General features: G+C 60.8%; 12 protein-coding genes and 2 pseudogenes. 3 read left to right on the top strand and 11 right to left on the bottom strand.

Annotated elements, in window-relative coordinates:
- Positions 1–3 precede the first annotated feature (3 nt).
- The 10 genes from B0G71_RS37530 to B0G71_RS37490 form a co-directional block, all read right to left on the bottom strand.
- Positions 4–1,635 carry a type II secretory pathway protein gene (locus B0G71_RS37530; protein ID WP_116149351.1) on the bottom strand — a complete coding sequence of 544 codons (1,632 nt, stop codon included), beginning with the start codon at positions 1,633–1,635 and terminating at the stop codon, positions 4–6.
- 3 nt (positions 1,636–1,638) lie between these two features.
- Entirely contained in the window at positions 1,639–2,199 is a 561-nt protein-coding gene (locus B0G71_RS37525; protein WP_116149349.1) for a toxin co-regulated pilus biosynthesis Q family protein, read from the bottom strand.
- On the bottom strand, positions 2,196–2,630 hold the full coding sequence (locus tag B0G71_RS37520; protein WP_116123980.1) for a lytic transglycosylase domain-containing protein: 435 nt from the start codon (positions 2,628–2,630) through the stop codon (positions 2,196–2,198). The genes B0G71_RS37525 and B0G71_RS37520 overlap by 4 nt, the downstream gene beginning before the upstream one ends.
- Positions 2,627–3,934: a TrbG/VirB9 family P-type conjugative transfer protein gene (locus B0G71_RS37515; protein ID WP_116149347.1), complete on the bottom strand. Its 1,308-nt coding sequence runs from the start codon at positions 3,932–3,934 to the stop codon at positions 2,627–2,629. The genes B0G71_RS37520 and B0G71_RS37515 overlap by 4 nt, the downstream gene beginning before the upstream one ends.
- Complete coding sequence (locus B0G71_RS37510; protein ID WP_404935499.1) at positions 3,931–4,737, bottom strand: transglycosylase SLT domain-containing protein; 807 nt, start codon at positions 4,735–4,737, stop codon at positions 3,931–3,933. The genes B0G71_RS37515 and B0G71_RS37510 overlap by 4 nt, the downstream gene beginning before the upstream one ends.
- Positions 4,730–6,019 carry a TrbI/VirB10 family protein gene (locus B0G71_RS37505; protein WP_116149343.1) on the bottom strand — a complete coding sequence of 430 codons (1,290 nt, stop codon included), beginning with the start codon at positions 6,017–6,019 and terminating at the stop codon, positions 4,730–4,732. The genes B0G71_RS37510 and B0G71_RS37505 overlap by 8 nt, the downstream gene beginning before the upstream one ends.
- Before the next feature lie 8 nt (positions 6,020–6,027).
- Positions 6,028–6,903 carry a TrbG/VirB9 family P-type conjugative transfer protein gene (locus tag B0G71_RS37500; RefSeq protein WP_116149341.1) on the bottom strand — a complete coding sequence of 292 codons (876 nt, stop codon included), beginning with the start codon at positions 6,901–6,903 and terminating at the stop codon, positions 6,028–6,030.
- The gene (locus B0G71_RS37495; RefSeq protein ID WP_116149339.1) at positions 6,900–7,601 is read right to left on the bottom strand and encodes a type IV secretion system protein; all 702 of its coding nucleotides are present in this window, start codon (positions 7,599–7,601) and stop codon (positions 6,900–6,902) included. Before B0G71_RS37495 ends, B0G71_RS37500 begins: the two co-directional genes overlap by 4 nt.
- A gap of 642 nt (positions 7,602–8,243) precedes the next feature.
- Positions 8,244–8,402, bottom strand: coding sequence for a transposase (locus B0G71_RS42325; RefSeq protein WP_258875822.1), 159 nt, complete (start codon positions 8,400–8,402; stop codon positions 8,244–8,246).
- Positions 8,375–8,893 carry a transposase gene (locus B0G71_RS37490; protein WP_258875821.1) on the bottom strand — a complete coding sequence of 173 codons (519 nt, stop codon included), beginning with the start codon at positions 8,891–8,893 and terminating at the stop codon, positions 8,375–8,377. The genes B0G71_RS42325 and B0G71_RS37490 overlap by 28 nt, the downstream gene beginning before the upstream one ends.
- Before the next feature lie 170 nt (positions 8,894–9,063).
- Between B0G71_RS37490 and B0G71_RS42765 the strand changes: the two are divergent.
- The 3 genes and pseudogenes from B0G71_RS42765 to B0G71_RS37460 form a co-directional block, all read left to right on the top strand.
- Positions 9,064–10,220 (top strand): annotated as a pseudogene (locus B0G71_RS42765) (IS3 family transposase); the annotation flags it as partial.
- 302 nt (positions 10,221–10,522) lie between these two features.
- Positions 10,523–11,708, top strand: a pseudogene (locus B0G71_RS37465) (IS30 family transposase).
- Positions 11,705–11,977: an FCD domain-containing protein gene (locus tag B0G71_RS37460; protein ID WP_258875819.1), complete on the top strand. Its 273-nt coding sequence runs from the start codon at positions 11,705–11,707 to the stop codon at positions 11,975–11,977. Before B0G71_RS37465 ends, B0G71_RS37460 begins: the two are co-directional and overlap by 4 nt.
- Before the next feature lie 79 nt (positions 11,978–12,056).
- On the opposite strand, the gene B0G71_RS37455 is transcribed toward B0G71_RS37460, so the two are convergent.
- Entirely contained in the window at positions 12,057–13,457 is a 1,401-nt protein-coding gene (locus tag B0G71_RS37455; protein WP_116149332.1) for a replication initiation protein, read from the bottom strand.
- Positions 13,458–13,750 lie beyond the last annotated feature (293 nt).

Genomic DNA, 13,750 nt, shown 5'->3' with positions numbered 1-13,750 from the left:
CGCTCACATCGACGGGACGACCGAAGCCGTCAGCACGATGACCTGGAAGGTTCTCGCCTTGTTCCACAGGCCCGTGATACCGGCGATGCCGCCGTTGGTCGTGCTGTCAGCGTGATCCGTCATCTCGCCATAGAGCACCACCGTCTGCCCGTCGGACAGCGCGACGATCTGGTCGTCCTTGCTGCCGACCGTGTGCGCCAGCTGGATCGTCTGCTGCGTCTGTCCGGAGCCGACCGACTTCTCCGTGAAGGGGCCGTTCAGCTTCGAACTGTCGCTCCAGTAAGCCAGCACGATCTGGTTGTGATCGTTCACCGACGGCAGGATGTTCACGAAATCGCCTGTCGTCACCGTGCCCGGGTTCAGGCCGGGAACGCCGCCCGACGTCGCCGTCAGGCTGCCTGCGGAGGACGTCGTCGATCTCAGGTAATCGTCGCTCTGGAATGAAGCGATGGACACCGGCAGGCCATTGAGCGTGAGCTTGGTCTGCGTGTTGTCCTGCACCGTGCGCCCGTACTGGTTCAGTGCGTTGATGACCGCATTGGTACCGGAGAACGGTGCATTCGGGCGGAGCACTGACATGCCAAGCGTGCCGCCACCGGACGACAGCGACGTGGGTGACACGAAACTGATTGCGTACTTCGCAAGACCGCCCTGGATCGCGTTGAACACCACATCGGCATTGGCGCCCGCCTGGGTACCGCGATTGAGCGCAATCTGCAGGGTGCGCACGCGGATCGCCACCTGACGCGTCGACACCGCGTTTTCCTGCGCGAGCAGCTTGCCCATCGCATCTGCGGCCTCGCGCGTGTCGTGCACCATGACGAGACGGCTCTGCGGATTGACGTTAACGCGGCCCATCGGCGAGCGCAGCTTGTTCAGCGCGTCAGTGATCGACTGGATCTGGTCGAACTCACCCTGACGGCCCGTCGAGGTCTGCGCCGAGAAAGAACCCGTGTCACCGCTTCCTCCACCGCCGCTGCCATTCGCCTGATTGCCCGTGGAAGTGTCCATGCCCTTGGACATGGTGGACTTGATGGAGACCTTGCCGGGGATCGCGGCGATCTGGTACATGCGGGTCACAAAGCGCGTGATATTGATGGTCGAGCCGTCGAACGACCAGTCGAGCCCCAGGTCCTCCGTCATGCGGGTCAGGTACTCGCCCGCCGGGCCGTCAAACACCTGCGCATAAACCGGCTTCTCATAGTTGGTCGTGCCGTTTCCACCCGATGGTGACGACGATGACTTGCCATCCGACGATCCACCCTCGCGCGGCACGAGCGAGCTCCGCGGCACGAAGACATCGGGACTCAGATGAACGGCATACCCCGTTGCGCTTGAAACCAGGTTAGCGATCTGGTTGATGTCGAGGTTCGCGGGCATCGTGATGCGCTTTTCGCGAAACGTCGCCGGCAGCGTCGCTTCATACGCGACGGGCACGAGGCGATCGCCGAGGAACGCCGTGGGCACATCTTCAACGAGCGCCATCGAGCCGGGCAGATTATTCATGGCAGCACTCGCCGTGCTGTTGGCCGAGTCGTAGGCCGAGTTGACATCGCCTTGCGTGACCGCGCAGCCGGCGATGACCAGCGAGCATGCGGTCGCAATGGCAGACCTCAAAATGAAAGCGTGGCGCATCGGTTACTCCTGACAGTTGGCCGCGCGTGCCACGACGCGGATGACGTTGTTCGAATGACGGCAGATGCGGGTTGGCACGCGCATGTGGTTTGTCGCTTTCATGACCTGTACGAGGACTGACGTAAAGTCGCCTGAGAAGGTCGCGTTGAATTCGAGCGGCAGGTCATCATCGACCTTCCACGCGAGTTGCCAGCCCTGCGTCTGCAACCAGCGGTCGAGGGCGTTGCGCAGATTGCGATCCGATGGCGACACGGAAAATGTCAGCGCACCGCCGGAAGCCGCTGTCGCTGCCGGCAAAACAACCGGTGCCACGGCCAGCGACGCCGGGGCGGCAGTGAGGGGCAAGGTCGAAGCGCCGGTAGCGACAACGGGCGGCTCGCCGGACACATTGGCGGCCGGAACACTGGACAGAACCTGCCAGCCGTCACCAGCGGGCGCGCCGACGCGCGACTGACCCGGGTCGTTCGCCGCGCTCGTCCATGCGGGCGCGGCCAGCAGGAGCATGACTGCGAGAACGCGCGTGATTACGCGCACCGGGTCATTACGTTCGATGGTCACATTCATTGTTGTTGCCCCAGCCGCTGCAGGCGGCGATAAATGGCGTTCGCGTAGATCAGCTGCTTCTGTGTCGAGACCGCGTTATAGGCACCGACGGCCTTCCATGTCGGCCCAAACTGCCGGATGTTCGATGCAAGAATCCACGTGCCGACGTAGCCGTTCACACACGCGTTGAAAAGATCCTGACGGTGGATTCCGTAACGCGCGAGTCGCGGAAGCCACGATGAATTGATCTGCATCAGGCCGATGTCTTCGGTACCGTTGCTGTTCAGGTTCACTGCGTTCGCACGCATCCCCGATTCGTGCTGTGCAATCGCATGGACAAGCTGCGTACTCACATGCCGGTACGCGGCAGCGTCGTCGAGGCAGTCGGCGTGCGCGAGGGGCCCGCACAGTGCAGGAGCAGCAGCAACGAGGACAGGAATCACGCGCATCATGATTTCGCCACCGCAGCCGTGGCGGACGCTGTCGCCGGTGCGCCCGCAGCGGGACGCTCGAAATACTTCACGTCGTGACGGCGCGTGACATTGACGGTGGTGCCACCGGCCGTCACGATGAACTGGTCGGCCGTGCCGTTGAACATGTAGTAGCGGCCCTTCTGCTCACCGGAGCCCAGGTGTTTGACGTCGCTCACATGCACCTGGACGACGGAGTCGGCGAACTTGAAGAACGTCTGGCCGTCGCGGTCGAACACCGCCTCAAGATGCGCTGCGCTCGCCGCATCAAAGTCGTACACCGTACCCGCTGACCGGGCCACCTCGACCGTGCGCGTACCATCGGAAACGAGCATGCGTTCGGCGCGCTCGACCGTCACTACTTGAGCACCATCGTCCCACTTCGGATGCAGCGACCGACCCTCCGGCGTCCTGAACGTCAGTTCGGTTGCAGGCTTTGCCGCGAACCGGATCTGCGTGTGCGTGTCGTCGCCATCGCGGATCGCCTGTGCGCCGAAGTACTGCGCGAGCATTGAGGGTTGCGGCGCAGGTACGACTGAACCGCCTGCCGCGCCTTCCCTGGCTGCAACCATTTGCCCGATCGAATCCGCTAGCGGTTTCTGACCAGCCGCGTAATTGAGCGCACCGGACTTGGGCGCTTCGCGATGCAATCTGACATGACGCGCCGTGAAATCGACGTCGGCGTAGAGGCCGCTTTGCGCCATCAGGCGATCAAGCGCCTGCATCCAGTTCTCGGCGGCCCGGGTAGCGAAACCAGTGCTTTCGGTCAGATCCACATCTTTCTGCGCCGCGCCAGTCCAACCTTGCGGTACCAACGCCTTGACGATCGCCGCGATGGGCATCGAGCCATTCAATACACGCACCGGCTCAAGCGACCCGTGCGAGCCGATCAGCACAAGTCGATTCGTGAAGCCGTCGAACGCAGCCGGCTGGTCGTCACGCAACGTTGCGAGTGGGCCACGCGCGCCAGCGCCGATAAAGGCGTTTGCTTTGGTCCAGCGCGCGCTGGCCGAGCGACCGGCCACCGTGTACGTGATCGTTTCGGGTGTACCGTCGACAACAACATACGGCCCTTCCTGATGACCGCCTGCGGCAGTGATGACCTGGCCGGCGCGCGGCTGGATGTACGTCTTGGATCCGTCGTTGAAGATGAGCGCCGGGCGCTCGGCAATGCCACCGGCGATCTCGTAATCGAAGTCAAACGGGTCGGTGTTCGCAGCGTGCGACGCGATCGCCACCGACAGCGCGGCACACGCGAAGGCTATGCGGGAGACGGTGTGCTTCATAGTCCGGCCTGGATCTGATTGAGGTGTCGAGCGAAGCGCGCGAGATACGCCTGGCCCGGAACCGGATTGGCGCTGTGGTAGTAGGCGATTGCCTTTGCAACCGAATGCGTCTTGCTGTAGTTCTCGTTGAGAATGTCTTCAGCAACGCGAATGCTCGTCGCCGGCGCGAGGGCATCCCAGGGCGAGGCAAATCGCCGAGCGTGGTATCCCCAATTTATTTGCATGATCCCCACGTCGAAGTCGCTGCGGCCGTGCGCGATCAACGACATCACCACGCGATAGGCGTCTTCGCGTGTTTTGAAGAAAAAGCCTCGCCCGGCGATATTCAACGTCCACGGCCAGGCCCGACCATTGAGTCCCGATTCGTTCAGCGCGATACCCGCGAGGACCTTCGGATCGACACGGCTGTGCATGATTTCGAACGGCGCGACCGCGCCCGCGCACGCCCAACCTCCGCGTCTCTCCGTGATAGCTGCCTGTGCTTCTTCATCGAGCGTCGGAGGCTGGAGCCAGCCCTTGCTCACGAGCAACCGGGCCAGCGATACCTCGCGCGCATCCACCGCCACGGTGATTCCGGTCTCCGGATTGCTCCCGACCGGCTGACCAACGAGGTGCGCCGCCCACGATTCGAAGGCCTGGAACCCGCAATAGAACACCGGCTTGCCATCGATCGCCGCGATTGTCCGCGCTGTGCCGTTGGCGAGCACAACACTGGTCGGGCTAATGACCTCTTCAATCGTTGCGGCATGCGCGACCGGAAGGAACACCGCGATCAGCAAGCCAAGAGCAGATCGCTTACTGATCATGGTACGGCTCCATGTAAATGTCGCGATTGACCTTCAACATGAAACGGCGCTTACCCGGCTCGTCGGTGATCGTCGGCGGGATGTTCTTGTAGCGGTCGAGCACGGACTGCGCGGTTGTCGCAGCGACCTGTCCCGCCGTGCTGCCGACCTGCGTGACGCCAAGCGGCCCCGTCGTTGTGGAGGTGTCACCGCCGTCGAACTTGCGCAGCAGGACCGCGACGAGGAACGATGTCCCAAAGATCTTCAGGAAGTGATTGTTGACGTCGCCGGAAAAGCCCGCTTTCCCATCGGCATCGGCGCCTTGCGCGCCGAACAGCGGCACGTGCTTGCCGTTCGGCAGACGCATCTCGGTAGCTGCGACGAGAATGCTTTCCTGCCCAGGCTGAATGTCGGAACTATAGGGGGCGGTGATCATGCTCCCCTTCGGAATCATCAGGCAGTCGCCACGGATGCTGTCGTAGACGTCCTTTTCGACGACCAGCGCAGCCGTGCCGGGCCGGTCCGAATTCAGCCCTTCGATTGACAGCACCGGGATGTGATGCGGGGGCGACAGGACGCAGCCGTGCGCCTGCCCGACGAAACCGGTACGCGCGAAGTCCTGACCGTCTCCAGACTGAGCCGCGGCATTCCTGATGAAGGCGCCGTCGTGGTCCTGACTCGAGTAGGCGCGCGCCCCCTGTTGTCCACCAACGCCAGCAGCCGACAGGGCAGCTGCCACCCGGTCACCTACCGAGCCCGCTGCCGCCTGCTGCGCCGCGGCCTGTTGTGCGGCGACCTGCGCTGGGGTGAGGATCCCCGGGATCTGCGGTGCCTGCTGGGGGCCGGTGTCCTTGACCTTCAGGCCGGCGCGGAATATCGGCGCGGCGAAGACCGCGTCTGAGTCGGCCTGCGACTTCACCTGCTCCGTGTGCTGATCGCCGAGAAACGTATCGGCGTTTAGCGCCGGTGATGCGCCAGTGCCTCCGGCCGGTTGCGATCGCGGCGCCGCAGCCCGAGCCTCCGACGCTGCCTGGCGGCGAGCCGCGGCCATCTGGTCGTCTATGGTCTTGTTCAGATCCTGGGTGTTGTTCGACTTGTCGACAATCTCGGCCTGCTTGGCCTTCTTCTGGAGTTTCGCTTCCTCCTCGGCCTTGTTGCCTTCCTGCACCTGATAATAAAAGCCGAGCGCGCCGATAACGACGGCCACCACCACGCCTGCGCTGATCAGCACATTGCGCGGCGACTTGCCCTTCACGATCGTCGCCCGGTCGCTATCCGGTTGTCCGTTCTGGTTGGCCATAACTCAGCTCAAAATCCGAACAGGCCCGGACGCCCGCGCTTGATGGTCACTTCCTCGTTCGGCGCGCGCAGCACGATTTCCTTCGCCATTTCCTGAATGACGATGTACTGCCCGCGGCGGATGAAGTTCGGGCTGACGACATCACCGTGATCCTTCACGATCGGAACGCAAAACGGGGCGTCGGCTGGCAGGCGCAGCCAGACAGACTTGCCATCGTCAAACACTGTTTCAGGCCGAAACGACGCAGAGCCAGAAACGGTGTAATCGAAGTTCAGCTTGTCCGGAGACACGCCAATGGGACCGGAATCGCTAGTTGAGCTCTGGCCATCGCGTGACTCATAGCCGGCCTCCTCGCGTGCACGCACCTTTGCCATCAAGGAGCCCGGGTAATTGAAGCGGACGGTCTGATAGAACAGTCCCCCCATCGGCGACGAGACAAGCGTCATATCGTATTCGCGCAGGTTCGTCGTCAGGTGCAACGTGTTGACGAGACCGGGTTTGATCGGCTTCACGAATACATGGTTACCTCCGTCGGTGTCGACGATCCATTGCACCGAGTCGCCCATCGCTGGGTCCGTGGTCAGCCGCTCACCGGGCGCGAGTTCGATGGTTGTGTTCTTCAACGGCGCGGTCATGATCCGGTAGATCTGGTCCCGGCTGTACGGGAACACCGCCATACGCGCATCACCGGGCATCGTGACCGGATCGGTGCCAGCGTTGTAGGGATTAACTGGGCTCATCGGATCGCTCATGGCGTTCGCAATATCGAACGACGCACCCGATGGCGCGCCGCTCTTTCTCGCGGCACTGGCGGACTGACACGTAGCACCAAGGCACAGCGCGGCGGCCACCAGTGAGACAAGCGTTCGGCTGGCATTCATCATTGGGTCTTCTGCATGGAGAACAACGGATAGAAGAGCCCGAACGGATTGCGGCCGAGAGCGTCTTCGGCAGTGGGCGGGACGATCTGGTAGCGGAAAGTCAGCGCGTATTTCTGCACGACCGGCTTGTCCGTTGGTGATTGCGTCGTGCTGGTTGTGAACTCAACGACCGCCGTCGAGTCCTCGAGCAATGCGACGTTGAAGACACGTGGCTCCCGCACGAGCTTGGGGTTGAGCGTGATAGCCTGAAACGGAGCGTCGGCCTTGATCCAGTCAGCGAACTGGTTACGCGCATTGCCGACCATCATGGCCTTGACGGCATTGATGTTTCGCGCCATACGCGAAGCCTGGATATCGTCTGTCAGTACCGGCTCAATCGTGAACCAGCTCTCTACTGTCTCTTTCAGCGCGGTACGGATCGCCTGGTCATCCGGCTTATAGGCCGTCAACTGTCTGACAACCGCATGGCCGTTAGCGTCGGACGACACACCGTAAGCTTTAACCACGGACGGCGGCGGATTCCGGGTGTACACCGCCCCACCGGCAACGAAGAGCAGAAAGAAGGCGAATAGCTTCCAATGATTCGCTTCAGTTCGCAGACGTGCGCCCATATCGAAGATGAGCCCTTCTGGGTCCTCTTCGGAATACCCACCTGGTGCGGTGGAGAGTGCTATCTGTTTTTTACTGCGGAATAAACGCATGACGATCGGTCCATTTGTGCCGACTCAATTGGATCAGCGCGGGCCGGAAGCCAGCCATGCAAAAGAGATGCGATTTGTGTCCGCTTTCGGGATGCCGCGAGCAGTCCCTCGCTGGACGAGCCGGCTCACGGTCTTAACGAGGAATGGAGCTAGAAAATCGCGGGCTTTCCCAGCCTGAGTAAGGTGGCTTTGCCAGTAGACTACGGAAGCAACCGCCCAAGCCCGGTTCAATAAACTCCGATGGTCATGTGCCGGCGGGTCATGCGGGATCGAAGGCGAAACCACTTTAAAATCAACGTTACATTGGTCACTCAGCCTGGGTTGGCCGCGCGATTCCTTCGAATAGGCCCGTGAGCCGGCTCACGGGCCTTTTACGTTCTCCGCAATAAGGTCCGTAGTCAGGCTGCATCTATCTGCCGTTTATATCATTCAGTGAATCTATGTCAGAGGATCACGACGGAGTTTCCAGGTGTAGTGGTCAAGCCTCTTTGGACACCCACAAAGGGGTTTTTCAATAAAAGTCTGCGATGTAGCCCGCGATGTCGCGGCGGGCGACTTCGTGGCTGCCGTATTCCTGTTCGCAATCCATTCACTCTTCAGGCTTCTGAAGAAGCGCTCGACCACCGCGTTGACGCTCCTATGTCAAGTGGCAAGCGTCGAATCGGCCAGATCGGCGAGGATGAGCGGGCTGTTCAAACGATGCCGGACCGTCTTGCCGGACGACACCTGCAACGGACTTGTGCCGCAGAGTGCAGCCAGCGCAGCCTCGCTTTTCAGGCGTCCGGGATTGTCTCCCGCCACAGCAACCAATACCGCAGCGGTCTGAGGGCCGACGCCGAATCTTTCCAAAGGCGTCTGACATGCTGGCTGGTCAGGCTTTCGAGCATGCTATCGAGAGCCTTGAGCTCCTCTGCCAGCGTCAGCCAACGCTTCGCCAGCAACCGCAGCGTGGTCGTGAGCGTTTGCAACATTGGCGTTTTGCCCAACGAGCGAAGACGTGCGCAACCCTCAACGCGTTCTGCAGTCTTCGCTTTCAGAAGACGCTCACGGATTTCCTGAGGAGCGCTCACGAGCAAAGCCCGTAACTGATCGATAGCCTGTGTCTTGGTCTTGACCGCGCTGCGCCTCGCAACAGAGACGGCGCGCATCGCTTCGGCGGCGCCAGACTGTTCCTTTGGAATAGCCGTAGCTCTGCCGGAAAGAACCGCGCGCGCTGCGTTCTCAGCATCAGTGGGATCGGACTTGCCTCTGGACCAGCGCATCGCGCGATCTGGGCGATTGACTTCAAGCACCTAGATCTCATGATCGCGCAGCAGGCGGGCCAATCCCGCTCCATAGGTGCCCGTCCCTTCAATCCCGGCGCGGCGTAAAGGGCCGAACGAATTCGCCCATGACAGCAGATCAAGATTGAAGTTGACCCGCAAAAACGGACGCCTATCCTTTCGAACAGGAGGTGCCGAAAATGGGCAAGCATCGGACCCCGTACCCGGCGGAATTCCGGGCACAAATGGTGGAGCTGGTAAGGGCCGGACGCACGCCGGAGGAGCTGGAGAAGGAGTTCGAGCCGACCGCGCAGACCATCTACAACGGGGTCGCACAGGCCGGTCGCGATGCCGGCGTGCGCCATGACGGATTGACCACCGCCGAGCGGCAGGAGCTTTCACGGCTGCGCCGTGAGAATCGGCAACTGAAGATGGAAAGAGACATTCTCTCTCACGCAGCGGCCTGGTTTGCCCGGGAGACGGGAGCCGTATCGCCGAAGGATACGGATTCATGAGAGCAAACCGGGCCCGCTGGCCGATTTCCATGATGGCGCGGCTGCTCAGGGTCTCCACGAGCGGCTATTACGGCTGGCTGGCAAGAGAGCCATCGGCGCACGCATGCAGTGACGCACAGTTGCTGGCGTGCATCCGCGCCGTACATGCGAGCTCGCGCGGGAATACGGGGCGCCCCGTATTCACGCGCAGCGCACGCGTGAGGGCGTGCACGTTGGGCGCAAACGGGTGGCGCGCCTGATGCGTCTGGCTGACCTGTGCGGCGCCAGCCGCCGTCGCTGGAAACCCACCACCCGTCAGCGCGTGGGTGCGCGGCGCGCGCCCGATCTGGTACGCCGCCACTTCAACTTCGCCGCCGCCAAACGTGTTGTGGGTTGCTGATACCACCTACATTCCGACAGGCGAAGGGTTTCTGTATCTGGCTGTTGTGCTTGATGTATTCAGCAGGCGCATCGTTGGCTGGGCGATGTCGAACCATCTGTACACCGAACTTATGCTGCGTGCACTGAACATGGCGTTGTTGCAGCGGCGTCCCGAGGGGGTGATCCACCATTCGGACCAGGCCGCCCAACATACGTCCATTGCCTTCGGGCGACGTTGCCACGAGGCAGGCGTGCAGCCATCCATGGGTACGGCCGGCGATGCCTACGATAACGCCATGTGCGAATCGTTCTTCGGCACGCTTGAAGCAGAGCTGCTGGTGCGTGAACACTTCGCAACCCACGAGCAGGCGCGCACGTGCATCTTCTGGTTTCTGGAAGGCTCGTATAACGTGCGCCGCCTTGCTCACCACTCGAATTCGAAAACCGGCATTCGCAGGATCAAACCTCATCACCGCGCGGGTTGCGCACCGCCGGGCAGCGTCATTGTCGTAACAGGCGACCCGCCGCCCGGCGGTGGACAACCCGCGATTCAATAAGTCAGGAAGGGACAACGCCACATTAAACCCAACTGCAAATCCGTCCGTTGAACCGGGTCAATCTTAGATATCCCGCCGTGTCTGTCGACACCGATAGCGTTCCGAGAAGCCTGCCTGTGTCGCTAATCACAGCCCCAACATGCGTATTCAGGTGCGCGTCGACACCCAGAATCACTTCGGGCGGATTCAACCGGTCGTCGCAACACCTTTGATCGAGGAGGTGTTGCATGGGAAGATGTGCAAAGCAGGTGTATCGGTTGACAGGGCGAGGAGCGATGTACTCGCCGGGCGCGCCATCACTAGGACATGAGATCGAGCGTCGGTTTTGGCAACAGATTGCGACCGGCATTACAAGCGAGAAAGCAGCGGAGGTGGTAGGCGTCTCTCAAGCGGTGAGCTCGCGCTGCTTCCGCTATCGTGGCGGCACGCCATTGTGCATGTCAAAACCTATCGCTGGTCGATACTTGTCGTTCGCTGAGCGAGAAGAGATAGCATTGCTATCTGTCCAAGGCCTCGGGGTGCGCGAGATCGCCCGGCGTATCGAACGCAGTCCATCAACCATTTCGCGAGAGCTTACGCGTAATGCGGCAACACGTGGTGAGTGCCTCAAGTATCTTGCGTCGGTCGCGCCATGGAAGGCGGAAAGGTTCGCTAAACGGCCAAAGCCGGCGAAGCTGGCGACTAATGCACGGCGACGCCAATATGTACAGGAGCGTCTGGAGGGCAAGGTACATGACGCTCATGGCGGCGCAATTGCCGGGCCCAGGCAGGCACCGTTCAAGGCGCGAAATAAATTGCATCGCGGCGACCGAAAGCGGGTCAACGGCTGTTCGCCTGAACAAATCGCTAATCGGTTGCAGGTAGATTTCCCGGATGATGAATCTATGCGTATCTCTCACGAAGCCATTTATCAAGCGCTTTTTACCCAAGGGCGCGGCGCGCTCAAGCGCGAGCTGGCGGGCTGCCTGCGCACCGGGCGCGCGTTGCGCGTTCCCCGAGCGAGAGCGCGTGCCAAGGCGTGGGCGCACGTCAGCGAGGAGGTGATGATTTCCAGTCGGCCTGCAGAAGCGGAAGATCGTGCGGTGCCGGGCCATTGGGAAGGCGACCTGCTCATTGGCCTGAACCGATCTGCCATCGGGACGCTGGTGGAAAGATCAAGCCGTTTCACGATGCTCGTCCGCTGACCCGCACAGCCCGTGGCAGCGTGGTACGAACGAAAACACGAATGGCCTTCCACGACAATACTTCCCGAAGGGTACAGACCTGTCCCGGTGGAATGCTCGAGAAATTCAAGCCGTTGCCAATACGTTGAACACCAGGCTCCGAAAAACGCTCGGTTGGAAGACGCCTGCTGAAGCGCTGGACGGGTATCTCAAATCTGTTCAACAATCCAGTGTTGCGACAACCGGTTGAATCCGCCCGTCGCGGATCTTTTCGACGCAACGCGCGATCCGATCGGCGCAAGAATCAGCGAACTCGCCGAAAATACGACCACATGGATGGCCGCCGCCGAAGAGCACGAAAGCGTTCTGCATGCGCTGCAGGCAGGCGACCCGCTTGCCGCACAGGCCGCAATGCGCTCGCACCTGAAGTCTTCTGAAGAGCGTTGGGTGGGAAGCGACATGACGAAGGTCGCACCGGGCGATGCGGACGCTAAAACGACTCGCGCGCGGCTGGGGTGAGTGCAAGCGCACGTGACAGCGGAAAGTGGCAGAACAACGGGAAAAAGAGTCGGCCTGGTCAGTCCGCGGCCCTGTCGCGTTATTGGCCGGCGCGCATCTTCTTTTGCTTCGCGAAGACGTGGGTACAGAACGAGTCTGCGATCACCTTGTCTTTGACGAGGACATTTTGAGGGCTCAGTTCTTCGCGTTTAAGGCCCTGCTTTTCGATCAGACGCTGTGGCATCAGGCCTCTGATGTAGGAGTGGAACAGATCGCGTTGAACGGAGGCGTCGGCCGCTTCGAAAAATTCCCTGCCGATCTTCACTTCGACGGCGATCTTCGCCCTGGCGACTTCATTCTGAGCTTCCAGGCTGGCATGCAGCTTTGCCTCGGCCGTACTGCGGGAATTAGCTTCGTTCTTGCCTGTTTCCCGCAGGTTCGCCCGAACCGACACCATCTTCCTGTCCGCTTCACCGATGCGATAGTTTCCAGCGAGAGCCTTCCACAGGTACCCCTTAGGGCTCGACGTGATCTTGCCTTCGTTCAGGCGGTGCCGCGTGTATTCGACCGCCTGCATCAGACGTGCGTCGGTCCATTCGCTCCGGTTGTGAGCAATGCGCTCGAAGTCTTCACTGCTAAATGCAAATTCGTCATGGAGGACGAGGTACATCGAATCGTCGATGCCCGCACGTGCAGCGTCCGCCCCCTGCTTTTTCGTGAAGCGGAAGCGCATTCTCAATTTTTCCGGTGGGAGTCGGTCGCCGTTCGCTTCCCAACTGACGTCGAAATCGGAAACCTCATTGAGCTGGGTGATTGCCGGCTCCAGAAAGCGCTTTTTGAACTCTTTGACTTCTCTTCTGGACTCGCCCACTTTTCCAGGCCACTCCAGAATCTCTTCATAAGCGAACCATTCCGTAACGCCGTGACCTTCACACGGAATCAGGCGGTCGTAAATGGCTCTCGAAAGCGACAGCGAAAAAGCTGTCGACGCCCGCAAACTGAGCCAATGGGCTTTGTAAGGGCTAATCAGGTACTTGATCACTCGTCCCGACAACAAGACGCAGACGAGGCCGCGATCGATGTAGCAATCGCCGAGCAGGCTAATCGTGCCCCACGCGTCTTTGTCTGTAAGTTCCTCGATCGACGGCGCAGTCATGATTTCGACGCGCGCCTTCGCCGCAGCCCTCATCTGCGCGACCAGATGGCTATGGTTCCGACTGTCGTAACGCATCAACCATTTGAAGTAATTGATCTCCGCGGTGAAGGTGTACACCTTGTCGTCGATCAGTTCGTCCGGCGCTTTAGCTGCAACGAGAAAATAGGCCGCATCGAGGACTCGACGCGCGGCGATACCGAGGCCGCCGACTCTCGTGAAGATGTTGTTGCGCAGAAAACCGATGTCTCGCGATGCCTCGCTGATGGACGCGCCTTGACCGGACATGTCTTCATAGATGTCCAGAGCAAGCTGATGCGGCGTGACGGGAAGGCTGTCGTTTTCCATTTAACTCAGTTCCATGCCGGGCACTCTAGCAGGGACGCAAAACGTGTCAACACAAAAACCACCCCGCTAGAAAGCGGGATTTGGAACGCTGCTCGCCGCCCGGAAGCACGCCGCACAAAAACCGCCTCAGCGACCGCCCAATTTCCACCCCTCGTTTCACAAGTTCCACCCACGCGGCCCCAATTTCTGGCCCCAGCAGCACAAAAACCGCCCTCGCGAGCACAAAAACCGTCCCTATTCACAGGTGGTCGTGTTGATTTGTAAGAGATTTTTAGCGCCTGTTTGTTTGTTTG

The organism is Paraburkholderia sp. BL27I4N3 (genome assembly GCF_003386115.1).
In the GTDB taxonomy this organism is placed as follows: Bacteria; Pseudomonadota; Gammaproteobacteria; order Burkholderiales; family Burkholderiaceae; genus Paraburkholderia.
The sequence above is the reverse complement of the archived record's forward strand: the minus strand, read 5'-3'. Positions and strand labels throughout refer to the sequence as shown.

Coding starts and splice junctions, on each gene's coding strand:
- B0G71_RS37530 (WP_116149351.1), bottom strand. CDS start 1,635: ATGCGCCACGCTTTCATTTTGAGGTCTGCCATTGCGACCGCATGCTCG.
- B0G71_RS37525 (WP_116149349.1), bottom strand. CDS start 2,199: ATGAATGTGACCATCGAACGTAATGACCCGGTGCGCGTAATCACGCGC.
- B0G71_RS37520 (WP_116123980.1), bottom strand. CDS start 2,630: ATGATGCGCGTGATTCCTGTCCTCGTTGCTGCTGCTCCTGCACTGTGC.
- B0G71_RS37515 (WP_116149347.1), bottom strand. CDS start 3,934: ATGAAGCACACCGTCTCCCGCATAGCCTTCGCGTGTGCCGCGCTGTCG.
- B0G71_RS37505 (WP_116149343.1), bottom strand. CDS start 6,019: ATGGCCAACCAGAACGGACAACCGGATAGCGACCGGGCGACGATCGTG.
- B0G71_RS37500 (WP_116149341.1), bottom strand. CDS start 6,903: ATGATGAATGCCAGCCGAACGCTTGTCTCACTGGTGGCCGCCGCGCTG.
- B0G71_RS37495 (WP_116149339.1), bottom strand. CDS start 7,601: ATGCGTTTATTCCGCAGTAAAAAACAGATAGCACTCTCCACCGCACCA.
- B0G71_RS37455 (WP_116149332.1), bottom strand. CDS start 13,457: ATGGAAAACGACAGCCTTCCCGTCACGCCGCATCAGCTTGCTCTGGAC.